The 26,111-nt window shown below is 43.8% G+C and carries 18 protein-coding genes and 1 riboswitch; of the genes, 9 read left to right on the top strand and 9 right to left on the bottom strand.

The genetic code is table 11. The features are described from left to right. The first annotated feature begins 328 nt into the window (after nt 1-328). From CXF86_RS14270 to asnC, 5 genes are all read left to right on the top strand, one after another. Nucleotides 329-739 carry a hypothetical protein gene (locus tag CXF86_RS14270; RefSeq protein WP_101091590.1) on the top strand — a complete coding sequence of 137 codons (411 nt, stop codon included), beginning with the start codon at nt 329-331 and terminating at the stop codon, nt 737-739. Next, nucleotides 714-1,253 carry a class I SAM-dependent methyltransferase gene (locus tag CXF86_RS14265; protein ID WP_101091591.1) on the top strand — a complete coding sequence of 180 codons (540 nt, stop codon included), beginning with the start codon at nt 714-716 and terminating at the stop codon, nt 1,251-1,253. Before CXF86_RS14270 ends, CXF86_RS14265 begins: the two co-directional genes overlap by 26 nt. 27 nt (nt 1,254-1,280) lie before the next feature. Then, nucleotides 1,281-1,571: a hypothetical protein gene (locus tag CXF86_RS14260; protein WP_101091592.1), complete on the top strand. Its 291-nt coding sequence runs from the start codon at nt 1,281-1,283 to the stop codon at nt 1,569-1,571. Nucleotides 1,572-1,742: 171 nt separating this feature from the next. Further along, nucleotides 1,743-2,420 (top strand): bifunctional tRNA pseudouridine(32) synthase/23S rRNA pseudouridine(746) synthase RluA, encoded by a 678-nt coding sequence (rluA, locus tag CXF86_RS14255; RefSeq protein ID WP_102039306.1) that lies wholly within the window; start codon nt 1,743-1,745, stop codon nt 2,418-2,420. Nucleotides 2,421-2,509: 89 nt separating this feature from the next. Then, nucleotides 2,510-2,971, top strand: coding sequence for a transcriptional regulator AsnC (gene asnC, locus CXF86_RS14250; RefSeq protein WP_101091594.1), 462 nt, complete (start codon nt 2,510-2,512; stop codon nt 2,969-2,971). Nucleotides 2,972-3,035: 64 nt separating this feature from the next. On the opposite strand, the gene CXF86_RS14245 is transcribed toward asnC, so the two are convergent. From CXF86_RS14245 to CXF86_RS14230, 4 genes are all read right to left on the bottom strand, one after another. Then, nucleotides 3,036-6,824: a S8 family serine peptidase gene (locus CXF86_RS14245; RefSeq protein ID WP_102039305.1), complete on the bottom strand. Its 3,789-nt coding sequence runs from the start codon at nt 6,822-6,824 to the stop codon at nt 3,036-3,038. 342 nt (nt 6,825-7,166) lie between these two features. After that, nucleotides 7,167-8,276 carry a succinylglutamate desuccinylase/aspartoacylase family protein gene (locus CXF86_RS14240; protein WP_102039322.1) on the bottom strand — a complete coding sequence of 370 codons (1,110 nt, stop codon included), beginning with the start codon at nt 8,274-8,276 and terminating at the stop codon, nt 7,167-7,169. 32 nt (nt 8,277-8,308) lie between these two features. Then, on the bottom strand, nt 8,309-9,673 hold the full coding sequence (gene lysC, locus CXF86_RS14235) for a lysine-sensitive aspartokinase 3 (protein WP_101091596.1): 1,365 nt from the start codon (nt 9,671-9,673) through the stop codon (nt 8,309-8,311). 182 nt (nt 9,674-9,855) lie between these two features. Beyond that, nucleotides 9,856-10,035, bottom strand: a riboswitch (Lysine riboswitch). Nucleotides 10,036-10,113: 78 nt separating this feature from the next. After that, complete coding sequence (locus tag CXF86_RS14230; protein ID WP_101091597.1) at nt 10,114-10,542, bottom strand: DUF3293 domain-containing protein; 429 nt, start codon at nt 10,540-10,542, stop codon at nt 10,114-10,116. A gap of 568 nt (nt 10,543-11,110) precedes the next feature. Between CXF86_RS14230 and arcA the strand changes: the two genes are divergently transcribed. After that, nucleotides 11,111-11,827: a two-component system response regulator ArcA gene (gene arcA, locus CXF86_RS14225; protein WP_101091598.1), complete on the top strand. Its 717-nt coding sequence runs from the start codon at nt 11,111-11,113 to the stop codon at nt 11,825-11,827. 340 nt (nt 11,828-12,167) lie between these two features. Here the strand turns inward: arcA and CXF86_RS14220 are convergent, their stop codons facing one another. Then, nucleotides 12,168-14,408: a S9 family peptidase gene (locus CXF86_RS14220; protein ID WP_102039304.1), complete on the bottom strand. Its 2,241-nt coding sequence runs from the start codon at nt 14,406-14,408 to the stop codon at nt 12,168-12,170. Nucleotides 14,409-14,635: 227 nt separating this feature from the next. On the opposite strand from CXF86_RS14220, the gene CXF86_RS14215 reads away from it, so the two are divergent. After that, complete coding sequence (locus tag CXF86_RS14215) at nt 14,636-15,625, top strand: class 1 fructose-bisphosphatase (protein WP_102039303.1); 990 nt, start codon at nt 14,636-14,638, stop codon at nt 15,623-15,625. Between the two features lie 486 nt (nt 15,626-16,111). Here CXF86_RS14215 and CXF86_RS14210 read toward each other — a convergent pair whose 3' ends face one another. Next, the gene (locus CXF86_RS14210) at nt 16,112-16,987 is read right to left on the bottom strand and encodes a DUF2971 domain-containing protein (RefSeq protein WP_102039302.1); all 876 of its coding nucleotides are present in this window, start codon (nt 16,985-16,987) and stop codon (nt 16,112-16,114) included. A gap of 674 nt (nt 16,988-17,661) precedes the next feature. Beyond that, nucleotides 17,662-19,452 (bottom strand): flavocytochrome c, encoded by a 1,791-nt coding sequence (locus CXF86_RS14200; RefSeq protein ID WP_102039300.1) that lies wholly within the window; start codon nt 19,450-19,452, stop codon nt 17,662-17,664. 440 nt (nt 19,453-19,892) lie between these two features. On the opposite strand from CXF86_RS14200, the gene CXF86_RS14195 reads away from it, so the two are divergent. Both CXF86_RS14195 and CXF86_RS14190 read left to right on the top strand, forming a co-directional pair. Then, nucleotides 19,893-21,905: an ATP-binding protein gene (locus CXF86_RS14195; RefSeq protein WP_101091602.1), complete on the top strand. Its 2,013-nt coding sequence runs from the start codon at nt 19,893-19,895 to the stop codon at nt 21,903-21,905. After that, a complete protein-coding gene (locus CXF86_RS14190) occupies nt 21,902-23,281 on the top strand; it encodes a sigma-54-dependent transcriptional regulator (RefSeq protein ID WP_101091603.1) in 1,380 nt (459 codons plus the stop codon). The genes CXF86_RS14195 and CXF86_RS14190 overlap by 4 nt, the downstream gene beginning before the upstream one ends. A 98-nt stretch (nt 23,282-23,379) precedes the next feature. On the opposite strand, the gene CXF86_RS14185 is transcribed toward CXF86_RS14190, so the two are convergent. Then, nucleotides 23,380-24,624 carry a dicarboxylate/amino acid:cation symporter gene (locus CXF86_RS14185; RefSeq protein WP_101091607.1) on the bottom strand — a complete coding sequence of 415 codons (1,245 nt, stop codon included), beginning with the start codon at nt 24,622-24,624 and terminating at the stop codon, nt 23,380-23,382. A gap of 613 nt (nt 24,625-25,237) precedes the next feature. Then, nucleotides 25,238-26,062 carry a DUF7281 domain-containing protein gene (locus CXF86_RS14180; protein ID WP_145992390.1) on the bottom strand — a complete coding sequence of 275 codons (825 nt, stop codon included), beginning with the start codon at nt 26,060-26,062 and terminating at the stop codon, nt 25,238-25,240. Between the last annotated feature and the right edge of the window lie 49 nt (nt 26,063-26,111).

The following is a 26,111-nucleotide window of genomic DNA, read 5'->3' as shown; positions in this document are numbered from 1 at the left end:
CCGCTTAATCATGTTTAACCGCAGGCAGAGGACTGCGCCAGTGTTAAACCTTTAGGATTGATGTAGCAATGAATTGTTAGCTATCCGTAGAGATTTAAGCAAGTAGCAGTACGTTATCACTATACATTCGGCAGTATTGCTCGTTAGTTCACATTTATTATGTTCAATGTTATGCCTTAAAACTGATATCCAAGCCATTTAGAAATAGCAATTGCTATAAGATCAGCTTGTGATTGATCGCGATAATCAAGCTGTGATCAATCTCAGCTTATCTTTAGGGCAATTACTGATAAGCTTTGCCTAAATAGAAAGGAGCACGCAATTTATTATGGCTAGAAAAGCACTCTCAGAAAAACAATTTTTGGTCCAACGTTTTTCCAAAACCACATTACGTGCCATCCATATTTTAGGGGTCACGGGTGCGGGCGGTGGCATTTTGATGCACGTCCCCCAAGATCAATGGCTCGTTTACTGGATTATGGCCATGAGCACGGGGGCCGCAATGATGTTGTGGGAAGTCGTTCGTGACTGGCGCTGGCTCATTCAATTAAAAGGTGTACTCACAGTTGTTAAACTAGGACTGCTCTGCCTATTCATCCCTTTTGCCACTTATAAACCTGAACTGCTGATCACGGTTGTGTTATTGTCGGTTATTGTCTCCCACGGGCCCGCAAGCCTCAGACACTTTTCAATCGTACACGGACGCAGAATTGATGGAAAAAAAGAAGTTAAAGGCTAATGCCGCACCGCTAATTAGCCAGTTTACTGAACTAAAAGACTTTGTCGCCGCCAGTAGCCATGTGCTTGACTTAGCCTGTGGCACCGGTCGAAATGGTAACTGGTTTGCGCAGCAAGGTTGCCACGTTACCTATTTAGATCGCGATTTAAACAGGCTTCAGCTGAGTGATAACACTGCAGAAGTCGAGTTATTGCAATGGGATCTAGAAGCTGACGACGCGCACACTCTGCCTGCTAACACTTATGATGTAATCGTGGCCTTTAACTACTTACACCGGCCACTCTTCTCACAGATAATGGATGCTATAAAGCCTGGAGGCCTCATTATCTACGAAACATTTACCACCCAACAAGCCACCATTGGTAGACCACGCAATCCAAATTTCTTATTAAAAACCGGTGAATTGAAAGCTTTATTTGCTAACTGGCGCTGCCTACATTACTCTGAGGGTCTGCTTGGTGAATTAACCAACGCAAGTTATAAAGCGCAGATAATCGCGCAAAAACCTCTGTAAGCACTGCTAAAGGATTGATAGCAATTTATGTTTCCATACCCTGAACACTACCGCGTTGCTGCACCTCCGATTATTACCGGGGCCATGGTTGTATGGGCACTATTAAGTCGCTTAGTATTTGGTGATGCCAGTACCTATAGCCTTTATCCACTATTAGCCCTATTTCCATTGGTCATATTATTGCACCTGATACTTATATGGGATGCCAGAAGTATGGGCCGACTCGATCAATCTTTCTATGCACTAGTGCATTGTTCACTTGCCTTCGTGGTATGGACTTTTTGCATCATGCACGTCAACGGTCATGGGTTCTCTTAAGCCTTCCTCCTTTGGCGTCAATCGGTACTGTTACGTTAACGCCCCTCAAGCACAGCCATGCCCTACATATCTGCGTATTATGACCCCTTTATGATATTTCAGGGTGAATCTGCTTGCATGGAGAACAGCCAAAGAGGTATCTTTGCGGCGCATTTTTAAAAAGGTTCTACCATGACTGATTTCGTATATGCTCCGCCCACATCGCCTTGGCTCGACATTTTGCACCAAGACAAAGATATTATGGTGCTCAACAAGCCTTCAGGCTTATTGTCGGTGCCTGGTCGCGCGGCTGAACATCATGATAGTACCTATAGCCGTGTACTCGCCGAATATCCAGACGCTAAGATAGTGCATCGACTTGATATGGCCACCTCAGGCGTCATTGTGGTAGCGCTGCTGCGCAGCGCTGAATCTGAATTAAAGCGACAGTTTAGAGACAGAGAAACCGCAAAAACTTACTATGCGCGCGTTGCAGGTCATGTAAAAGCCGACACTGGCACCGTTAACCTACCTTTGATTTGCGACTGGCCTAATCGACCTAAGCAAAAGGTTGATCATCAAATTGGCAAGGCATCACAAACTCATTATGAGGTTATCAGCCGTGCCAAGCGCTCAACACTGGTAAAGCTCACCCCCATCACCGGTCGCTCTCATCAGCTACGAGTGCATATGATGGCGCTAGGTCATCCGATTTTGGGTGATAACTTCTACGCAGACCCTTTAGCAAAACGTTTAGCACCACGCTTATTACTGCATGCCCAATCGCTAACCATTACTCATCCATACTCGAAAGAGCTAATGACATTTAGCTGTGAAACACCTTTTATGTCGGCGGAAGCAGAACAGTAAATCCTTAGGGAAATACTGAAAAGACTAGATTATCAATATAAAAATACGTAAATTGTTTTAATTCACTTTAAAAAATATGCGTATTTATTATGGAAACCTCATTTCAAAGAGATTCACTCGACAACCAGATCCTTTCTGCACTGATGAAAGAAGCGCGAACCCCCTTTGCTGAGCTTGCCAAACGCTTTGGTGTGAGTGCTGGCACCATCCATGTTCGCGTCGAAAAAATGAAACAAGCCGGAATTATCACAGGAGCACAAATTACGGTTAACCCTAAAGCACTTGGCTATGATGTCTGTTGTTTTATCGGTATTAATTTGAAAAGTGCGGGTGATTACCCTGCCGCGATTTCAAAGTTAAATGCGCTAGAGGAAGTGGTTGAAGCGTATTACACTACGGGTAATTACAGCGTGTTTGTCAAAGTGATGTGCCAATCTATCGATGCCCTGCAGCATGTACTCATTAATCGCATTCAATCGATTGATGAAATCCAATCTACCGAAACCCTCATTAGCCTACAAAACCCAATCGTTAGAGCAGTAAAGCCTTAGTTTAAAAGTCGAATAATAAAAAAGGCTAACTCACGTTAGCCTTTTATTCAAATACCTTTAAACCTTATGACTTCAATTTACGTCGAATCCATACAACAGGTAGAAGCAATAGTCCTAACCAACCGAAAGAACCACCTTTATCAAGTTCTTCAGCCTGAGTAACCGATACAACTGTTGTCGCAGTGTCTGAATTACCATTTGAGTCTGATACCGTTAGCTCAAACGATAAAGTATCACCTTGGCTACCAACTTGAGGCGCTTCAAACATGAAAGACTCAGCTGCAGTATCAAACAAGACTGTTGCTCCGCCTGTTTGTAACCACTTATAAGTCAATTCATCATCATTACCATCATGTGATGCAGAGCCACTCATATTAACGCTAACACCTTCTACAACCCAGCTAGGTGAATCAGCAATAGCGACAGGAGCCACTTCAGTAACGCCGAACTTAAATAGCTCTTCAACTTCATCACCGTCAAAGCCATTGGTTAGCTTAAGTGCATAAGCCGAACCCGCTTTCGTCGGAATTAAGTCAAATCCAACTGACATGTTTTCGCCAGAAGCTGCCTTTTGAACAACAGTCCAAGAAATTGTATTTCCTTCTTGCTTACCATCGTTTGAAATATTAGCAACTTTATGGCCTGCTGACATTAATGCAGCAAATGTATACTCTTTATCTTCGTCGCTGAAATTAGGTTCAACATCGAAGCTAACACGGCTTGCAACTCCTGCTGGCATTGCATCAGACAGGTTTGCCATATGAGTAACATCATTCTTACGAGTAATGCTATATGGCAATTGAATCGCATTAGCACTAGCACCTGATTCTAAAATCAAGATACCTGCAGAGCTCTTATCAGTATCCCAATCAAATGTTAAGCTAAACTCACCATCTGACTCTTCAACCGACACTGATACATCATCGCTTAGCGATTCATCAGTTGCTAAAACAGAAGTGATACTGACGACAACGTCATCAGAACCACCTGGTGTAGATGCTTTATAGCCATCAACGACAATGTAGTAATCGCCAGCAGGGAGGTTAGTGAAAGCGACAGATTCATCTGAGTTTGGACCCGCACTGCTGCCAATTTTCGTAAACGTAGCATCTAAAATACGAAGATCAACATCAGGCGCTGTCTCAGAAGAAGTTGAGAAGATAACGTTAGCTAAATCAGGAAGAGTAAGCCCAACATAATCAAATCCATCTTCAGCAACGTTCAATGTAGCAGGTTCGATTAAGTTAGTAGACTTATCATAAACACCCGCTTTAATGTTCGATAGATCATTTGAAACAAAACCAGAATAAGTCATGCTTCCTTCTTTACGACCTGCTGTAATAGCAAGGCTTGTAGGAAGGTTATCACCATGTGATTTAACTGCTACTGGCAATTTCGCTTCAGGCATACCGTCTGCCATAAGCTTGATATTGGCAAAGTTCCAACCAGCACTTGCTGCAGATACGTCAGCCTTTACTGTTAGCTCTTGTGTTTCACCCGCTTTCAACTCGAAAGACGCAGGCATTACTGAAAGCACTAGGCCATCAGTGACACCCATAGTGCTTGCTGTCCAAGTACCATCTTTTGTTGCTTTAACAGTACGTGTCCAACTGCATTCGCCAACACACTTTGCATTTGCCATTGTGACTAAGTTAATTTCTGAAGGCTGACCACCTAGAGCTGGGTCCGCTTTTACATAACCAACATAGCTTTCGTCCATAACAAGGCCAGTTTTAGCTGCTGCTTCTAAGTTTGCATAACCTGCACCCATATCAAAGAAGTCTGACGGAGTTACGCCATCATCTTTTAGTGTGTCTTGATTTGCAGTCATCATCAATGCAGATTGAACTTCAGCAGGCGTCCACTCAGGATGAATACTTGCTAGCAATGTTAACGAACCCGCAATATGTGGGCTAGCCATTGACGTACCGCTTAGAAAACCGTAATCGCTTGGATCTGGGTTTTGCTTAAATGCATCAGACTGGTCATTTGCATAAGCTGCAAAAATACTCACACCCGGTGCGGCAATTGATGGAGCAATCACGTTAGGAACAGATTTGTTTGGACCACGAGAAGTAAAGCTAGCAGCGATACGTGCAAGCTTTTCATCGTGTATCACTTCAGTACCTGTAATAGTACCAGTATGCTCAGCGCCACTTGCCATCCATGCTTTTAGCTCATCGCCTTTGTTAGCATCTATATGGATTGCAGGAAGTACATGTGCATCAGCTACAACACTCGCAGCACCACCTTGAAGGTTCGCCAGCACTAACGCGTCAGCGCCACCAGCAAGGACGTTACGCCCTTTATCGACACGAGCAATTGCACCGCGATCACAAACAACAATTGAATTGTCAGCAAAAGTATCGGCAGGGAACGGTTCTAAACACTGAGCTGAATCGCCATCTGGGTCATTGCTATTTTCAAAATTGCCAGCGTAAACAAGAGTACCAGTGAATGCGCCCGTCATAGACTTACCAGTAAGCTCACCGGGTGCAGTTGTATCACCCCCCGTGAACGCACCAATATTTTTATCAGAGTAGTCACGATCATGAGTATAAGCAGCAACCGTCGTTAACCAAGGAGCATCACCTGGTGAACCCACTGTTTCTGGACCAGGACCTGAGTTACCAGCAGAAGTGGCAACATGGATACCTGCTTTACGAGCTGAAAGGAATGCTAGTGCATCGGCATCGTTCCATGGATTACTTGAACCGCCACCAATTGAATAGTTTAGCGCGTCAACACCATTTTCAATTGCGTGCTCCACTGCTAGTACTGTTAGCGACGGTAAACAACCCGCAAAACCAACATCATCATCTTCACCAGGTAAACATACTTGGTAAGAAACGATATTCGCATGCGGTGCAACTCCAGACATTGAAGCAAATACGACACCAGTATTACCACCATCAACGTCAGGGACATTGGTGTCTACAAGTACGTTACCCGCTGTAGTACCCGCGGTATGAGAACCATGGCCATTATGATCTTCACCGTTAGCAGGGACATCAATATCATAGTCTAAATAACCATCAGTCACTGCTGGCCAGCTATGAACACCAATCAGCTTATCATTACAAAGCTCTGCGAAATCACCAGCACAATCGCCAGAGTACACGCCTGGTCCCCATGGGTTTGAGTGATCATATTTATCGCCACCAACATCGGCAAATGAAGGATGGTCGGTGTTGATACCGGTATCAATGATACCAACAATCATTCCTTCGCCTTTACTTTCAGTACCTGTAGCCTCTCCGCTCCAGATTGCTGGTGCCTTGATAATCGCAGGGCCAGAGTCAGTCATTGTCTTACGTAGAATTTCGCGCTGGATGTTAGCAATTCCTGCAACATTAGCTAACTTAGCGGCTTGAGCTTGAGTCATTTCAACGACTAGACCGTTGTACGCTAATGTAGTTCTTTGCTTTACATTTAGCTCACCCAGTGCAGCAGTGGCTTTCTGAATCACGCTGTCTTGACGTGAATTCAGAAATGAACGGTAAGATTTTACATTGGCACTCGTAACATCTAACTTTCTATTTTTGCCTTGTACTTTCTCAACAGATGTCGCTTTATATCCCGCAATACCGCCTTGATAAAGCGCTACTGGATTTTCGATCAAACGCACAAAGTATCGATATGCACCTGAGCCTAAGTTAGCTTCTGGTGTAAAAATAGCGTTATTACGAACAATTTGATTTTCAGCGTATGACTTTGAATCTACGTTCTTAATTTGAACTCTAGCTTCCGCTGATTTTGAGAGAGTAATATTGTAGTCAGACGGCGCACTGATCGCACTCGCTGACATGGTGATTAGCGCAGTAGATACTGCAATTGCGATTTTGGTTTTCACTTGTCAATTCCTTAATACTTAAAAGTATTTTTTGTTATATCCTGCTTTGTTATGGTCCCTACTCTCCAACAAGAGGAAAGTTAACGCCAAATAACTTTCTGTAGCATATTCGACTGAGGGGGGAGCATTATTAACATAATAAAAACAAAGCGGCAAACATTTAATTAACAAGTATTACAAGTGGGAACACAAAGAAACCAAGCTGTAAACGTTACATTACTTATAACTAACCTATTAATACTAGTTTCGTATAAATAACGAACTACTAATCGAAGATAATCGCTAGGTTTAGAGTATAAACAAAAAATGGATATCAGATTTATTTTCATAAAAACCTGAGCTTTAATTTAGCTCAAACACATTGGTCATCAGCTTGTATAGCTCAGTCCCTTGATAGACTGAAGCAGAAGCAAAGTGGAGGATGGGCACACAATCTTGTTCGAGGTATAGCGGGGTTAACTCCTCTTCAGTGCCATAACAATCAAGCCTTAATATATTGGCCAGAGGTTGGTTAGCCTGTAACGGTTCGCCGGGTTGTGCTAAATACTCAACCATACCGCCTTTCGGTGAGTGATATTTTTTGTAGTCTTTCAGTAAGCAGCCATAACGTGCCATTACCGCAGGAGCCACTTGATCGGCCATCACGCCTCGATGACTCAAATAGGCTAAAATCCCCAGTGCATCTTCTCGGGCGTCATCCATATCGATACGCTCTTGGCTCGCCAGTTCCAATGTAAAAGCCGACACTGCTACATTCAATTCTCGCTCTTGTGTTGCGGCATACTCCACCAACTCCCACCATGGACAGAATGCGGCTTCATCCATCGCGCCACCAAAACTATTAGGCATAATTAAGCTATAAGGGATCGAGAAGAATTTAGCCGAACTTTGTGCGTATTCAGGGCAATAAAGATGCTTACAAGACTTAGGCCCGGTATGTAGGTCAATCACTATGTCCGCTTGATGCGCCAACATTTGTAAGCTTATAGCCAGTCTTTTACCCGTTGTCACCCCCCAAGGGTTCGCCAAGTGAGCCTGGCAAGACGCTATAAGCTGTAGCCTAAAGGCTTGGTTGAGCAATTCATCACTTAAATGGCAATGCTCTGAGTACCAATTTGGGATATCTATCTGGTGATCTAAATATTCTCTGTTCCAATTAACACCGGTGATAGGATCAAAACGGCCTAGCGTAAATTCACCACTCTTTTGATTGATACCTAATGGATTTGCCAGCGGCAGTAAGGTGATCTCCCCCCGAACATCCATAGCTTCCAACTGTTTCATCAGCTGGAATATCACTGCGTTGCCTTGCACTTCTGCTCCATGAACATTCGCTTGCAAAAACACTTTTGGCGCAGATGGATCTTTTGCGGCCAGATGATACACAGGCACTCTCAACTCTTGCCCCGTCGCCAGTTCTCCGACGATTAAGCTAGATTGGGTAAATTGCATCATGTGCAGTCTATTCCTTGGGTAAACAGTAATTAAGATTCAAACAGGTTTTCATGCAAAGCACGAATAACATCTGCAGCTTCTGCCTCTTCAACCAATACACACAGATTATGAGGGCTCGCACCTTGGCAGATCATTCGAACGTTATGCGGCTCTAATACTTCAAACACCCGGCGACATACCCCCGCCGTTGAAGCGATTCTATTACCAATCACAGCCACTAATGCCAAACCGTCTTCTACCCGCACGCGGCAATGCTGAGAGAGTTCTTGCAGTAAAGGCTCACTTAACAGACCGTTACCACTCGAGTCAGAGCCGGTTTTATCGAGTGTTAACGCCACATTCACTTCAGAGGTGGTGATGAGATCAACACTGATTTTATGCCGTGCCAACGTTGCAAACGTCTCCGCTAAAAAGCCTTGTGCGTGTAGCATTTGCAAGCTGTGCAGATTCAATAATGTTTGATCTCGTCTTACGGCAACTGCGCGATAAACGGGCTCGTCAGACACCTGATGTCGGATCCAGGTACCTCCTTGCTCTGGTGCCCAGCTAGATCCTACAAAGACTTGGATTTTTTGGCGTACTGCGGGCAAAATAGTGGCAGGATGCAGCACTTTGGCACCAAACGTGGCCATCTCTGCCGCTTCATTAAAACTTATCTCAGGTATAGGCTTAGCATTCGGGGCCAGTCTTGGATCCGTAGTATAGATCCCAGCAACATCAGTCCAAATCTCAACCGAGGTAGCACGCAGTGCTTCTGCAAGTAGAGCAGCGGAATAGTCACTGCCGCCCCTGCCTAATGTCGTTGTAGCCCCCTCAGCATCGGCACCAATAAACCCCTGAGTCACGATCACTTGCGATGCTAATAGAGGGGTTAAATACAGCGCTGCAAGCTCAGATATCGCCTCAATTTGTGGTTCGGCACGGCCATGGTGACTGTCCGTACGCATCACTTGCCTTACATCAAATGCTGAGGCCGAAGCGCCTTTTTCTCGTAATACTGCAGCAAAAAAAATCGATGAACACATTTCGCCTTGAGACAACAGCTCATCAACAACAGCCTTATGGCGAGTTAGCACTAGACGTTCAGCTAGATCTGAAATATGACTGAGTACCGCATCAATTTTGGCAGCAACATCACTTGGGTTCCCTAATCTATCGAGAATTTGATATTGAATAGAAGCTATCTGCTTAATTAACTGCTTACGATATTCATCCGTTGTTGTAGCTTGGGTCAGCGCAACGAGTTTATTAGTCACCCCACTAGAAGCACTCACCACCACCACTTTAGTGGCGGTGTTATTGATGATGATATCCGCACAGCGATGCATAGCATCGTAATCTGCAACAGAGGTACCGCCAAACTTAGCAACGGTTAACGTATGAATTACGGACATAAAGATGCCTCCACATGGAGTGAACACAATGTCGATTGGATATCGTTAAAAACTAATATAGATACTGATATAGAAACAGGTATAAAAACTGAGAGAAAAACTAACATGAATAAGCTCCGAACTAACTTCGTTCGAAGAGCCTGGTGCTAAGATATGCACCCCAGAGATGGGAAACAGCGATCGTCACCAGAAGCTCTCCACCATAATATAGGTGACAATCGTCAGGATTCAGCCTGAACGACCAATACATAAGACAGTGCCAAAACGTCTTTAGTATCTCGGCGTTAATCTCCATCATGAATGGTCAATGGGGTTTGGTCCCCTTTCATTCACTACCTAGTTAACGCTCCTCTTCTGTACTCAATTTGTACACAAACCAAGAGAGTAAAAAGTATATAAATAACACGTTCAAGTCAAACGAAATTTATACAACTTAAGAATTACACCCGGTCTGGAAATTCATGAACCACGTTGACCCGCGGCGAGAAAGCGCCGAGCGAAGTTTCCTGCCCTGACAATAAGCATGGGACCAATTGCAACTGATCATCTTCTACGTAATAGATAGCGTTTTGGTTGAACTGACACCCTAATTCGATTGCTGACGCTTTATCGGTCGACACCGCCCAGCTCTTTTCCATGTGTTTACGATCTTGCGATGCCCCCACCATCGCTCGATAGGGTCGACGTAACATGAGGATAGCTTGCTGCAGCTTTCGATCTAGCAGTCGATTTTGGCAAGGAGTAAGCGTCTTACCTCTTGGATTGTGTGCAGTGATGATTGCAAAAGATATTTTAGAGGACAATCCTTGCGTGATCAGGAATTGCGTTTCTTGATAATAGCGCCAAAGGCATTCGACTGACTGGTCCATTGCTAACAAACTCTCCACTTGAGGTGATTTTATTATAGCTAAATCGTTAGGACTCGCTAGGCGCGTGATATAGCTCACAGTAAATAAAAAATTACATTGTATAAATATCAGTCACTTAGGTGTAATATAGTGATCTAAGTCATGCCTTGGCGTAAATTTGTTAACATTTCATTTGTTAACAAATGCCTAAAACGAGTACAATGGGTCTTGTTGATTGACTCTCACTGCATACATGTAATGACACACTTTGTTACATATATCTGAAACAGATAGAAGAGTAATCCACACGGCTGTATCAAATGTGATCTATGTTTGATTTAACATTTAAACTTCAAAAAAAAACAATAGTTAAGGAACTTCTTGTACTTATTGTTTATCGAAGAGAATACAGTTTACGTTTTCCATATGTGAGATACCCATACTTTACTTATCATGAAGTGTGTTGCCGTTTCAGAATATATTTTGAAAACACCAACGTGTATCAGTGAAATATCAGCATAACTAGATGGAGTATAAAAGTACTTATACTCATGGTTAGAATAGAATTGACAGAAATTAGGTAATTAATATGCAAAACCCGCACATTCTGATTGTTGAAGATGAAGCCGTTACCAGAAACACACTTAGAAGTATTTTTGAAGCAGAAGGATATGTGGTATCTGAAGCCAATGACGGCGCTGAAATGCATAAAGCTATGCAAGACAATAAAATTAACTTGGTCGTGATGGATATTAATCTACCAGGTAAAAACGGACTTTTATTAGCCCGTGAGCTTCGTGAAATAAATAACATTGGCCTGATCTTCCTAACGGGCCGTGATAACGAAGTAGACAAGATCCTTGGACTTGAAATCGGTGCAGATGATTACATCACTAAGCCATTCAATCCTCGTGAATTGACTATTCGTGCTCGCAACTTACTAACACGTGTCAATAGCACTGGTGTTGAGTCTGAAGAGAAAAGCGCTGTTGAGTTCTACCGTTTCAACGCTTGGAGCTTAGAAATAAACAGTCGTTCTCTAGTCAGCCCACAGGGTGAGTCATATAAGCTGCCACGTAGTGAGTTCCGCGCTATGCTGCACTTTGTAGAGAACCCAGGTAAGATCCTTAGCCGTGCTGACTTGCTAATGAAGATGACAGGTCGTGAGCTTAAGCCACATGACCGTACTGTAGACGTAACTATTCGTCGCATCCGTAAGCATTTCGAAAGCTTGCCTGATACGCCAGAAATCATCGCTACGATCCACGGTGAAGGTTACCGTTTTTGTGGTAACTTAGAAGACTAATTCGATAATCGAATAAAATAAAAGCCAGTCATTTGACTGGCTTTTTTGTTTCTAAAATTTGTGTTTTAAAATAGTAAAATTTACTGCGTAAAAAACAATATAATGCTTAATTAAACCTTAAGTGTATTCAACACTAAGCTAAACATTGGTAGCAGATAAACACCATTTGTCAAATATGCTAACCATACTCCTATATATATTTAGGAGTATAGTTCCATTCTGCCTTTGGCTTTTTTAGAATAAATAGTCTTATTATTAACGATGTTTAATCTTTAGTTAATAAAATATAGGCAAAGAGTCATAAAAAACCTCCATGCCTATTTTTAACTTAGCGATAGTACTATTTCAATTCACGCTCTAAGAAGTCAGCTAAAGAACGATATAAGTGCACTCTAACCTTCTCGCCGCGCATAGAGTGTTTTGAACCAGGGTAATCAATCATCTGGAATAGCTTACCTTCATCTTGTAGGGCTTTATAAACTCGAGTGCTATTTTCAAATAGTACATTGTCATCTGCCATACCGTGGTACATCAGCAGTCCAGACTCGTAGCCTTTCACATACGGCAATACACTGCTCGCCTCATACCCTTTAGCATTCGTCTCTGGGTGGCTAAGATAACGCTCGGTGTAATGCGTATCGTACAGTGACCAATCAGACACTGGCGCTCCGGAGATAGCCGCTTTAAAGTAGTCTGGCGCTTTAAACAAGCTCATTAATGCCATATAACCGCCATAGCTATGGCCGTAGATAGCAATATTGTCGCCATCAACAAAAGGCAAACTGCGAAGGTAATCGACCCCCACCTTCTGGTCGTTCACTTCAGCATCACCTAACTGCTTATAGATGACATACTCAAACTTAGTACCACGATGAGCTGAACCGCGGTTATCCAGTTGATAAACGATAAAACCCTGCTGCAGTAGGTGTTGAGTAAAGTAATCTTGATGACTCCAACTGTTTGTCACCAGTTGAGCATGTGGGCCGCCATAAACACGCACCACCACTGGATATTTCTTACTGGCATCAAAATGGGTTGGCTTAAACATTCTATATTGCAATGCTTGACCATCTTCAGCGGTTAACTCACCAAACTCCGGTACTTGCCATAAACCAAAGTAGTCATACAGCGGATGTCCTGGCTTGACTTCGTTTTGCTCTACCCAAGCAAGGCGCTTGCCAGAATCGTCATGTAAGCTCACCTGAGGTGGTTGCGATAAACTACTGAAATAGTCCAAGTAGACAGCTTGATTGTCAGCAAACACCGTTGAGTGCATACCAGAACGAGTACTGATTGGCTCGACCTTGCCACCCGCAATAGCGACGCGGTATAACTGCTTCTCAGTCACTTTAGTTTGGCGGCCAGTAAAGTAAACTTGGCCCGCTTTTTCATCGATAAACTCGACGTCATCAACCGCCCAATCCCCCTTGGTGAGTTGACGAATAACGTTGCCATCCAGTCCAATCAAATAAAGGTGGTTAAATCCATCACGCTCAGATGCCCAGATAAAGGCTTTTTGTTGCTTTAAAAAGTGCAGATCATCATTGAGATTAACCCAAGCTTGGCTGCGCTCTTGCACTAAGTTTTTATTGCGCTTGATGTCATCAATATTGACCACTCTTAAATCGAGTGATTGTTGATCACGACTTTGCCATTGGTACGACAACTGCTTGCTATCAGGTAACCACTTAACCCGCGGCAGGTAGATATCTGTCTCTTTGCCTAAATCAACCCAAGCGACCTTTTTGTCATTAAGCGACACTACGCCAAGTTCAATTTTAACGTTGTTTTTACCCGCATAAGGGTAACGTTGCTCAGTCAGCTTGATGCCATCTGCATAAATTTCATTGCGCGTCACCAGCTCCACGCCAGACTCATCAATGCGGGTATAAGCAATCGCCGACTCATCCGGTGACCACCAATAGCCTGTCATACGGCCCATCTCTTCTTGCGCGACAAATTCAGCCATGGCATTTTTGATTGCCCCGCCGCCATCGGTTGTTAGCGCAGTCACTTTCTCGGTTTTGAGATCAAGCACATACAGGTTTTGCTCACGCACAAAAGAGACCAAATTGCCCTTAGGAGACAACCTCGCATCCGTTGCAAAGCCTTCACCGGTATTAAGCAGTTTGACTTGGTTACTATTAACGGAGAAATAATACAGCAGGCCTGATGCTGGAATAAGGATAGCTTGGCTATCATCAGCCCAGAAGTACTCCATGATCCCTTGCCCATAGATGCGTTGGCGCTCTCGGCGTGCTTTTTCTTCATCCGATAACTCGCCCGCTACCAGCTTGTCAGCATCAAGCAATAAACTCTGCTTACCGCTGGCCACATCCATCTGCCATAGGTCATAAAGGTGTTGATCATCTTTACGACCCGCTAAATAGGTTACCCGCTTACCGTCTGGCGATAACTTAAGTCCACGAGGACTGGTTCCCGCAAGTGCAGGAGAAGCATACATACGTTCGATAGTGAGCGGAGTATCACCGCCCGCTAATGCTGCAGATTGTGCAACTGCCGACGATGCCATCACCATAGGGAGAGTAGCAAGCAGCAAGTTCATCCAATTTTTTTTCATTATTATTCCTTGGATAACACGTTGTTAAAACGTGCTTTGACTGAAAATTCGCCTACATTGTGCCTCAATCATCACTAAAACAAAAACAATGCACACAATATGCACAGGCGCGTGTGCTTTACAGCTGAAAAAACTGCCATTCTCAGGTATCATCGCCGACAATAATAAGTTTAAACCCTCAAATCTCTAACTCAATTTAGTGTGATTAAATTGTCATAGGAAACAACATGCAGACTCTGGCTGAAAACCTGACATCGCAAGCGATTTCTCCCTCTCTTGAAAAACTGATCCTGACCTTAGCTGAAACCTCAATCGAGATCAGCCATGCCGTTCGCCACGGTGCTTTAGCCGGCATTCTGGGCGCAACTGAACAAGAGAACGTTCAAGGTGAAACCCAAAAGAAACTGGATATCATCACCAATGATATGCTCAAAGATGCGCTAAAAGCTGACGGTACAGTACGTGGCATTGCGTCTGAAGAGGAAGATTACGTCGTTGATGCCGATGCTAACGGTGAGTATCTAGTGTGTTTTGATCCACTTGATGGTTCATCAAACATCGATATCAACTCATTAGTCGGCACTATTTTCTCAGTACTACCTGCACCCGCTGGCGAGTTTTCAGAAAAGAGCTTTTTACAAGCAGGTCGTAAGCAAGTTGCTGCCGGTTATGTGCTGTACGGCCCATCAACCATGTTGGCGCTAACAACAGGTAAAGGGGTGCAGTTGTTTACCCTAAACCCTGACACTAACGAGTACCTGTTAACTGATCCTGCGATGAACATCAGTAAAGATACTGCTGAGTTTGCGATTAATATGTCAAACCAGCGTTTCTGGGAAGCGCCAATGCAGACCTATATCAGTGACCTTTTGTTAGGCACTATTGGTCCGCGTGAAAAAGCCTTTAACATGCGCTGGATAGCAGCCATGGTCGGTGATGTGCATAGAGTGTTATGTCGTGGCGGTATCTTCACTTACCCAACTGACAATAAGAACCCTGACAAGCCGTTTAAATTGCGTTTGATGTACGAAGCTAACCCAATGTCGTTCCTAGTTGAACAAGCAGGCGGTAAGGCCTCTACGGGTTACGAGACCATTATGGATATTCAACCAACAGCGATCCACCAGCGTGTTGCAGTGATCTTAGGCTCAGCCAACGAAGTTGACGTTTGTCTTGAATATCACACTCAAGATTACAGTGAAGAGCCAACGATCTAAATTGACGTTGTTTTAGTACAACGCCAGTAGATTAAAAAAGCGCAGTTCCTTTTCGGGGACTGCGCTTTTTTTGTGGCTCGCTTGCAAGATTAGCTACTTAGCTGAAAGGTATCAGGGTTCGCCTGTACTATAGAGCCAATCAAGCTCCGCTTGATAAAGGTCGTGGGATTCCATCCCACACCCGGGCAAGGAGGACTGCTCGTCCTTATCCTCCTTGCATCCACCATGACGCCCCGACGAAGTTGTTAACCCTCAGTCATTTTCGAAAATATCTATCGCCTCATATTCGCCATCCATGGCTCACCTAAGGCTATCTCGGCATCCATGCCTCAATCACGATATTTCCTTCAATAACCTCGGCAACTCCGATGGGGAAAGGGTGTTATCTGTTAGCTCAAGTAGAAAAATTAAGTTATGTATTACAGAAGATTTCCCCCCTGACATCACAAATTCTAATGTTTAGATAATTCTATTTCTAACAGCCTTTTAGTCGGCATAGACTTTATCCTCTAGCGATTCAAAGAACAGTTCAAACCTTTCATCGTGTAATCTAGATATCTCTACGCCCTGGAATTTATTAAGCACTGAACAGGCAAACGTTCTATATGGGTTACTCTCTTCGGCTTCAATCATAGATTCTTTATACAAAGCCAGATCTGCATTACATCCTATAAGTATTCGCCCAATCGATTTTGGATGAATTTCAGCAAAAAACATTGATCCTTTTTGCTGCGAGCTTCCCCATAAATTCACCTTATCTTCTGCTGATAATGAATAAATATGAGTTAAGTCATCGCTCTCAGGCTTAAAGCTCGGGTACATGTTCATTTCATCAGGAGAGAGTTTTGCGCTACTAATCTCTGTCACGGGAAAGATAAAACGATGCTCTTTTTCGTAAATCCATTCATCTGATTTAGTTAGATAATAGTGTTTTTTAATGGATTCCAATGGATCTGCCGTATCACCAATTGGATAGTTTCTTCGTTTACGGTAGTTTACTTTACTAAAAGTTGCATCTGAGGACGCTGGGCAACCTGTTATATTAAATGTTTTAAAAGGGGCTCTTTCGTCAATCAATAACTCAACGACAGCACCTTTATGCTCATCAGCGTAATGACTCCACATAAGCAAGTTGTCAGCAGTTTCTGATAGTGAGACGATGCCATGAAGTCCCATAAAATCCTCAAGACGTTTACTACGTTCTGTATTGGCATCAAGACTATTCAAGTGCTTACTTGTAGAGACTGCTAACTTACTCTCAAATGGATCATTTAACGCCCAATTAGGGGTAACTCTAAGTACTGGATTTTTAATAAATTTCAGAGCTACTTCTTGAGACATATACTTGTAAAGTTTTAACATTTTCGGTATCCATTAGCTTGTAAGAAGCAAAATGTATAGTACAAGTAATAATCTTGCGACACACTACAATTCCATATTGAAAGATCGGGCTTGGCATACTTTCATTGATCGCCGCGACGATATCCGTACTAGGTAAAAATACTCAAACTCACGCCATTTGTACTTTCTATTTTAAAACACTTACTTCCATGTGACCCCTTAGATAACAGAAAACACCTATTCCCCATCGAAGTTGCCGAAGTACGTTGAAGAAATAGCCGTAATGCCCACACGGACGTGGGCATAGCTTTCGCGGGACAGGATGTCCCATCGGAAGCGTTAGGCTATTTCGAATAAGTATAAGGGAGACCACTTCGTCGGGGCGGCACGGGTGATCCAAGAGGGGATTGCTGTTGATCCCCTTTTGGCCGAGTGTGAGCTGGAAGCTCACGACCTTTATCAAACGAAGTTTGATTGATTCGGGTGTGGGATGGAATCCCACGACTTTGGTCAGACGCAGTCTGATGCATTAGCAGTGTGGGCGAAGCACCACGATTTTGATCAAGCGCAGCTTGATACATTACAAAGTAGACGACGTATCCGCAGATACAAAAAAGCCCTCATCCATAAGATGAAGGCTTTCAATTTAAAGGGAACCTTAAAAGTAACCTCTTACCTGACTAACACTTCTAAGATTATTTTTTCTTAGAATAGATAGCTGCGTTCTCACCAGCCATTCTACCGAAGGTGACGATGTCAGAGATTGCGTTACCACCTAGGCGGTTAGCACCATGAACACCACCAGTCACTTCACCAGCGCCGTATAGACCAGGGATAACTTGCTTCTTAGCGTCCATAATTTCAGACTTAGAATCAATCATCACGCCGCCCATAGTGTGGTGAACACCAGGAGTCACTTCAATTGCGTAGTAGTTACCTTCGTTCAATGCACGAGGTAGGTTTGGACGTGCAAAGTCAGTATCTTTACCACTAGTCACAAGGGTGTTGTAACGAGCGACAGTTTCAGTCAGTGCTTTTCCATCGATGTTCTCTAACTTGCCAAGCTTAACTAGCGAATCAGCACTTGGTACAACACCTAGACCGATATACTTATCAATCTTGCTTAGTGACTTACGGACTGAGTCATCAAAGATTAGGAACGCAGACTTACCAGTTTGGTTCAAGATAGCTGCTGAAGCCTTATCACGTGTAGTGATTTCGTTGACGAAGCGCTTACCTTCGCGGTTAACCAAGATTGCACCGTTACCACGTACAGCTTCAGTCACCATCACACCACCTTTAACAGAAAGTGTTGGGTGAGCTTGGATGTACTGAAGGTCAACCGTAGCTGCACCTGCATTTTCCGCAACATCGATACCGTCACCAGTAGCACCTGGTTGGTTAGTTGAAATAAAGCCTTTTAACTTAGGATCAAGTTTTGCTACACGCTCGTTGTTCTTAGCGAAACCACCAGTTGCTAATACAACAGCATCTGCTTTGATCCAGTAGTAGCCTTTATACATGCCTTTAACGAGTAGGCCTTTAACATTGCCTTCATCGTCTTTTAGGATTTCAATACCGCGAGTGTTCATGCGCATATCAATATCGCGCTTAACAGCATTATCGTAAAGCACTTGAATAACGTGAGCACCTACACCAGCGCCACCCGTTGGACGGTGAGAACGGTTAACTGATGCGCCACCCATGCGGCCAACGTCATCTAAATCAGCACCCATGCCAGTCAACCAGTTAACTGAAGCTTTAGAGTGAGATGCAAGTACATCAACCAATGCTGGATTGTTTAAGTTACGGCCACCTTTCATGGTGTCTTTAACCATCAATTCAACACTGTCTTTAATACCTTTGGCTTTTTGCTGATCAGTCCAAGCGGCGTTCATACCACCTGCGGCTAACTTAGCGTTACCACCGATGACGGGCTCTTTTTCAACAAGAATGACTTTAGCGCCGTTATCAACCGCAGAGACGGCAGCAGAGAAACCAGCACCACCAGAACCAACAATAACAACATCTACAGTATCACGAGGCGCTGCAGCGAGTGCTGCTTGACGCTCAGACTTGTCTTTCAACAACTCTTTGATGCTAGGTTCGTTACGTTCCCATTTCTTTGTATACGGCATATCAAAATCGAAGCTATGGCAAGAATCACAGTAGACCATCGATTTTTCGTGAGCGCTGTGACAAGAGGTACAAGCCACTTCGCCTGGGAAATGAGAGTCATGGGCATTGTAGTGCTCATGTTTGGTTTCTTCAGCGACTTCTTCTAGCGTGCCGTGACAAGATACGCACTGAGCGTTCTCGAAAGTTAAGCTATCGTTTGATAGTTCACCATCTGGCATGTGGCAGCTATCACACTCTTGGTTTTCACCGTGGAATTCTGCCAAGTTGTCAGCGGCAATCGCACTTGCCATAAAGCCTGTTGAGCCGAGAAGTGTGGCAATACACACTGCTTTTTTAAAGTTTTTCATCTCAAATCCTCACCTTTACCCAACTGCATCGCAGCGAACAAAAGTCATCACTATAATTTCGACAATCAAAAGTGTTGTCGTTAATTTTTAAATTCATCACTATATTGCGGCTGATACAGGCGTTGCTCAACTGAATCCCGTGATAACAACGCTAAACTGAACACTTGATCACAGCCTGTAAATCACCTCATGCAAAGATGCATAACTGCATGGTCAGTTATGCAAAAATGCATAACTCTATGTTATCCCGCTCACACATCAATGCCGACAGCACCCAACTATTTTAGTTAATGATAGACAATAGAAACCTCTGCGTAGCTAAATAGAGTGCATAAAGCTGAACACCGAAGGTGATGTATAGCCAAACGATATGTAAATAGGTAGTTAAAGCGAGAATCTCAGCACAGTTATGCTCTATAAGCGCATGCTAAAATTGGCTTATGAAAATATTAGTTAACTTATTCTGCACTCTCAGTCTTTTGACTCTCCCTCTCATTGCACAGGCCGCAGCCCCCCATGAAAAGCAAAGTATTGTCTTTGGAGTTCACTCAAAAACAGCTCCGCTAGAGTGGCGTAATAATGGCGTCGAACAGGGCTTTAACCTGGAATTGATGGATAGGATTGGTCAACTAATAGGCAAGCGCATCGTCGTTAGACGTAAGACATTTCAGCAATTACTTGCCGATGTACACAATCCTGAATCATTGATTGATGTGATTGCCGTGGTGAGTCCGGTGACGATCGATCGCGATCTCAGCCAATCAGATCCCATTTATGCCACCCATGCAAAAGCCTACACCCTGCAAGGAAAGTCATTTATTGACGGCTGGAACGACCTAAAAGGGAAACGTGTCGCCATCAAAAAAGGCGCTTGTGTCGATGTGTACATATCGGGAAAACTGCAAAATTTTAAAAGAGTCGATGTCGATCTTTATGAAACGGGTTTTCAGCTATTAATAAAAGGCAAAGTCGATGTGGTGATTGCCGAAAACTTTGTCGCAAGACGATTAATGCCTTTATATCCCTCAATTCGTAGTTCTAGCGACCCACTCATTTACGGCGCGTTTAATTTTATAAGCAACCATAAAAATGCTGTGTTAATGGATAAAATTAATGATGCATTAAGGCAGCTAAAACTGTCAGGAGAATATGACCGTCTCGTCAATAAGTGGTTTGGTACTGGCCGTGAGAAAGTGGATCTTAACTCTGCCCAACAGAAAATACTGTCGTTGGCTATTTTCGTCAGCCTTATCTCTGCGATAGGCATGTTACTGACGGGTTACATCAGTCTGAACTTACGCAGACGCACCACAGCGCTAAACCTTGAGTTAGCACAGCGAAAAAAAGCAGAAACGGCTATATCTAATCTCTCTAAACAGTTCCAATCGGTGTTAGATGGTATTCCTCATGGGGTCACTCTATTTAATCGAGAGGGTGAGTGCTTATGGAGCAACGACAATAACCAGCTGCTGAGTAATCCTCTGTTTCACTATGAAGATGGTCAACCTTTTACACTTTACCCAACCTTGATTGAAGCACTCGATACGGATAAATCGACCATTGCAGATATGATGATTGAAAATCAGTATTGGCAGTTACAGCTGCATCCTATCGGTGATAATCAAGCGGTTATCTTGCTTGAAGAAACGACAGAACAGCAGCGGCTGCGCCAAGCCAATAACGAAGCCAGTAGGCTGGCCTCACTAGGCGAGCTATCTGCGGGTATCGCGCATGAAATTAATAATCCCACCGGTATTATCGTCCACTCCATTGCCTTTATTAATGATGCCCTTACCGACCTTTCAAGCGCCGCTGATAGCTATCAAAAACAAAATCCATTTTGGAATATTGCCGGCCTAGAACCTACATCCGCCATGGCAGAACTCAGTTTGAGTAGTCAGTCGATCCTTGAAGGCGCCGGGCGAATTAGCCGCATCGTAAGTGACCTAAAGCGTTACGCTTTGCCAACGCTCACCGATGCATATCAAGCTATCGCACTTAATGAAGTGGTGCTGGTATCTTTACGCTTAACCGCTAACCAAATAAAACTCTTGAATGTCGCCACTGAACTGCACAATCCAAGCCCAATCATTAAAGGTGATGCACAGCAACTCAACCAAGTGCTGATTAATTTGATTCAAAATGCCTGCCATGCCATTGAACTTGATGCCGAGACTTATGAGCATGACCAGCATATCTTGATAAAGACCAGCGTAGAGGAGCAATTTGCTTGCCTAACCGTGATAGATAAAGGCCAAGGAATGGACAGAGCAACACTGCAACGGATCACCGAGCCATTTTTCACCACCAGACGCTCCAATGGTGGCAGTGGTCTAGGTTTATCCGTTTGCAGCCGCATTATTAAAGAACATAAAGCCGATATGCAGATTGAATCACGTATTGGCCAAGGTACGGTCATTACCCTTCGTTTTCCATTGGAGTCTCAAACGTGAAACTTGCCAGAAATATCCTACTTGTCGACGATGAAGCATCTTGGTTGCGCACCTTATCAATTACGCTCAATCGGTTAGTACCCGAAGCAAAAATTGATACCTGTGTTGACAGCAGACAAGTGATGAACCGTCTTGAGGTGAGTGACTACGCTTTGGTGTTACTGGATCTGACGATGCCATTTCACTCCGGTGAAGAGCTGTTGGATATGATCCGCAATGCGTTCCCTAATACACGGGTCATCATTGTCACTGGCGTTAATGAAGTCGATACCGCAGTCCGCTGCATTAAACATGGCGCGTACGATTATTTCATTAAAACCGACAATGTTAATGATCTGGCCAGAACCGTTCGTCGTGCCTTAGAGGTTGTCGGTCTGGAACGCAACTATTTAAGAATAAAAGAGAGCTTTCTAAGTAAAACCTTAAGTCAGCCCGAAGCGTTCAATAATATTCTGACTTGCGAGCCCTCCTTGATCGACCAGTTCCGTTACTTTGAAGCCGTTGCACCCAGCCCTGAGCCAATCCTGATCCAAGGAGAAAGCGGCACCGGCAAGGATGAATTCGCCAAATCAGGCCATCTACTTTGTTGCCCTGACGCGCCATTTGTTAATGTGAACCTTGTAGGAATAAGCACCTCTGCGTTTGAACTGCAGCTATTTGGGCAGATCAAGACCCTCGAAAATGGCCAAGTCAGCGCGCAAGCGGGTGTATTACATCAAGTGCAATCAGGCTTACTGTATTTGAATGAGATTGGTGATTTACCGATAGAAGCACAAGCAAAGCTGGTCGATGTGATTGAGCATAAACAATACTATCCAATTGGCAGTGATAAAGCCTATCCCGTACTGTGTAAAATCATCACCTCGACACAGCATGATCTGCTCGCACTAAGCAAAGCCGGCAAGTTTCGAAACGATCTCCTATACCGGTTACGATCTCACACCATAAAGCTGCCACCATTAAGGCAACGTCGGCTCGACCTATTCATGTTGATTAATCACTTCATCACCCTGGCAGCGGATGAGATGAACTTGTCTAGACCACAACAACCCAGCAGCCTTGCCGCACAATTAGCCGAGTATGAGTTTCCTGGAAACTTACACGAACTTAAGGGAATGGTGTTTGATGCGGTCAGCAGAAGCGATGGTATTCAACTCAACATTACCCCCTTTATGGAAGCCATAAATCTCAATAAAGCCGCTCCCGATGATAAATGCCAGTTGGTTTTTCCAAAAGAGCTGCCGACATTAGCGCAGATGGGCGACGCACTGATAAATGAAGCCATGAGCCGCACAGCCAATAGCCAAACTGCAGCAGCAAGAATGCTCGGCATTAGCCAAAGCGCGTTAAGTCGACGACTTAAGCAAGATAAATAGTGTTTAGCCTAAAGCATTATGACCACAAAAAAGCTCGCCATATTAGGCGAGTTTTTTTGTTTAGACCATTATGCTAGTTAGTCTAGGATCATCGTGTTTTAAACTGTCGCTAATTTAGCTTCAGCACGCTTTTCTGTCTCATCAACAATAGTCAGCACTGCGGTATCACCAACTACGTTACATGAGGTCAGTACCATATCGATTAAGCGGTCTAGCGCTGCAACAATAGCAAATGCTTCGACTGGTAAACCCATCTGATGGATAAGCACACCAATCATCACCATTCCGCCTCCAGGAACGCCACCAGCGCCAACAGAGAGCAAGAAGATACTAAACAGTAGTGCAGGAAGCTGATCCATGCCGATGGGAGCACCAAACGCGTTTGCGACAAAGAAAATAGCAATAGTGATGTAAATCGATACCCCGCCCATGTTCATGGTGGCACCGAGCGGAACGCCAAATCCAGCAACAGCACGATTAACGCCAAGCTTTTCGGTCAGGGTGCGCATCGTCACTGGGATTGTTGCATTTGAACTTGCCGTTGATAGTGAAAACAGGATCTGTTCACGGGTCTTACTGCGGAACTCTTTCGCCGATACAGGCGTAAACATGCTTACCGCAAATGGGTATACCACAAAAATCCAGAAGAGTAGCAAACTTAAAATCACCACTAGGTATTCAAGCACGCTACCAAATATGGCAGCTTCAAGTGTTGCACCGAGTTTAAGCATTAATGCAAACACACCGATTGGTGCAAGCTGCATCACCACGCTAATCAACTTCATCATAATGTTGTTAGCAACCTGAAAGCCACTGACTGCACTTTTAGCTGTCTCGCCAAGCGACTTAATCACCCCCCCCAGCAGCAGAGCCATAAAAATAACTTGCAGCATATTGCCTGACGTAAAGGCGGCGACTGGATTGCTCGGTACAATGCCGACGATAAGTTGAACTAAGTTTGGTAACTCAGTTGCGACAATATCGACGCCACCATTGCTAGACATATCAACCCCTTTACCCGGAGCCAATAACAAGGCTACCGTCAAAGCCGCAAAAATGGCCACTAACGTGTTGATGATATAGAAGCCAAAGGTTTTTCCGCCCAAGCGACCAAAACTGTTGAGATCTTTAAGCTCGCAAACCCCACATACAATGGAAACAAAAACCAGCGGTACAACTAACATCATGATCATGTTGACAAACATGGTGCCAGCGCCAGAGGCGATATCGACAACAGTGCCAGTAAAGAAGCTGATATCTGCGAGAGAATATTGAATAATCGATCCGAGGATCAGACCGGTAAACAGACCCATAAAGATCCGCGTTGAAAGTGATTTAGTCATTAACTTGCCTTATATTCGACATGTCTTATCGCATGTCTTCTATTGCCTTCAATCATGACGACTTAGTACTAGTCGCCTATTTGTGGTTAGGATAGTGAAACATGCTGGCAATAAATTCAATAAAAAACACCGAATTACTTTACAAAACAAACTTATAACAAATTAGAATACCTACACTAAAGCACTGTATAAAATCAAAAAAAACCCTCAAAAAATACAAGTAACCCAAGAAAATACCTACAGAGGCAACATTCACACAACACTGACTTATTTTTCTTTCAAAAAAAAGCAGTTTAAACCACCTGAAAGAGCACGGATCGCAGAGCTAAAAACTACCAATACCATAGCAAGCAAACTAAGTCACTACCCTGTGGTGTTAGGCAGTTTTATATAAAGTGATTACCAGTCTATTTTATACTCGAGCAGCGACTTGGCGCACACTTTAGCGCCGATTACATCGCTAGCAAATGTTGCAGCTTAATACTGAGGTGATGCCGAACCATACAGCCCTATAACGCTAATCAATAATGATAACGTCTTTAAGGAGCCTTCAAGGAGAGGATAGTTATCGCAAGAACATCTCAACAAATGACGGTTAATAGACAACCTTCGTCTACAAAGCAAATAGCTGCAACGGCAAATGATGACTTAGCATATGCTCCTGCTTCAGTGTTAGATGTTGCTGATTCATTAACAATAAAGCCAACTGACATTGAGCGGGTAACGGCTGTTGACGGCCCAAATAAAGACGTGCTTCGTTTTGGTTATGCCACTCTTGCTCAATTCCTTCTAACCCTACTGTAATCGCTATCGCCGCCTCACAATCTGCTGGTGACAACCAGTAATCCGCTTGGCTGGTGTAAGCGATCTCAATGCCCTTTGGGTCTAAATCGCTAAAACAGACCAGTTTATAGCTGGCGTTATGTTGCCAACGCCTAAAAAATTGATAGGCAGTTCCGGTTTGCTGGCTGGGCTTTACGTCACCACGGTATACCCACAATGCATCTTTTAAAGCCTCTGGTAGGATGAGCTGCGCCAAGTTAGCCATTAATGTCAGGTTCTCCACCAGCACGATGTATGGGTGTTCAATACTGTCGATTTCGTCAGCTTTTATTGACAGTCCCAATGAAGAAAATGGCGATTTAGCTATCAGTTGTTTGTTGATTTTCAAACCATTGATGCTGTTAATGAGAATAAAGTCACGGCTAACAGGGTAGCTATTTAACTTCTCATTTCTATCGGTCTTTGAATTGTCATGTCGACTTTGTGGTTCTGGATAGGGGTCAAACTCAAGATGCGCGTCCAACTGCTGTTTAACTTTATTAATGAGCCGTATTTTATCAGCGATGGCGTAAGTGAAATAGCCAGCTGAAAACACACCAAAATCATAGTCCGACTTTAGGCGTTTTAAATACTCTTTAACTTGGAATCTTGTCACCTGCAGAATATTTACGCAGCAGTTTTTGGGTATCGTTAAACAAGCCTTT

The sequence above is a fragment of the Shewanella sp. GutCb genome, from assembly GCF_002836135.1.
Taxonomy (GTDB): Bacteria; Pseudomonadota; Gammaproteobacteria; order Enterobacterales; family Shewanellaceae; genus Shewanella.
Note: the sequence above shows the minus strand (reverse complement) of the source record. Positions and strands in the feature narration are given on the sequence as shown.

Coding starts and splice junctions, on each gene's coding strand:
- CXF86_RS14270 (WP_101091590.1), top strand. CDS start 329: ATGGCTAGAAAAGCACTCTCAGAAAAACAATTTTTGGTCCAACGTTTT.
- CXF86_RS14265 (WP_101091591.1), top strand. CDS start 714: ATGGAAAAAAAGAAGTTAAAGGCTAATGCCGCACCGCTAATTAGCCAG.
- CXF86_RS14260 (WP_101091592.1), top strand. CDS start 1,281: ATGTTTCCATACCCTGAACACTACCGCGTTGCTGCACCTCCGATTATT.
- rluA (WP_102039306.1), top strand. CDS start 1,743: ATGACTGATTTCGTATATGCTCCGCCCACATCGCCTTGGCTCGACATT.
- asnC (WP_101091594.1), top strand. CDS start 2,510: ATGGAAACCTCATTTCAAAGAGATTCACTCGACAACCAGATCCTTTCT.
- CXF86_RS14240 (WP_102039322.1), bottom strand. CDS start 8,276: ATGCAATTTACCCAATCTAGCTTAATCGTCGGAGAACTGGCGACGGGG.
- lysC (WP_101091596.1), bottom strand. CDS start 9,673: ATGTCCGTAATTCATACGTTAACCGTTGCTAAGTTTGGCGGTACCTCT.
- CXF86_RS14230 (WP_101091597.1), bottom strand. CDS start 10,542: ATGGACCAGTCAGTCGAATGCCTTTGGCGCTATTATCAAGAAACGCAA.
- arcA (WP_101091598.1), top strand. CDS start 11,111: ATGCAAAACCCGCACATTCTGATTGTTGAAGATGAAGCCGTTACCAGA.
- CXF86_RS14220 (WP_102039304.1), bottom strand. CDS start 14,408: ATGAAAAAAAATTGGATGAACTTGCTGCTTGCTACTCTCCCTATGGTG.
- CXF86_RS14215 (WP_102039303.1), top strand. CDS start 14,636: ATGCAGACTCTGGCTGAAAACCTGACATCGCAAGCGATTTCTCCCTCT.
- CXF86_RS14210 (WP_102039302.1), bottom strand. CDS start 16,987: ATGTTAAAACTTTACAAGTATATGTCTCAAGAAGTAGCTCTGAAATTT.
- CXF86_RS14200 (WP_102039300.1), bottom strand. CDS start 19,452: ATGAAAAACTTTAAAAAAGCAGTGTGTATTGCCACACTTCTCGGCTCA.
- CXF86_RS14195 (WP_101091602.1), top strand. CDS start 19,893: ATGAAAATATTAGTTAACTTATTCTGCACTCTCAGTCTTTTGACTCTC.
- CXF86_RS14185 (WP_101091607.1), bottom strand. CDS start 24,624: ATGACTAAATCACTTTCAACGCGGATCTTTATGGGTCTGTTTACCGGT.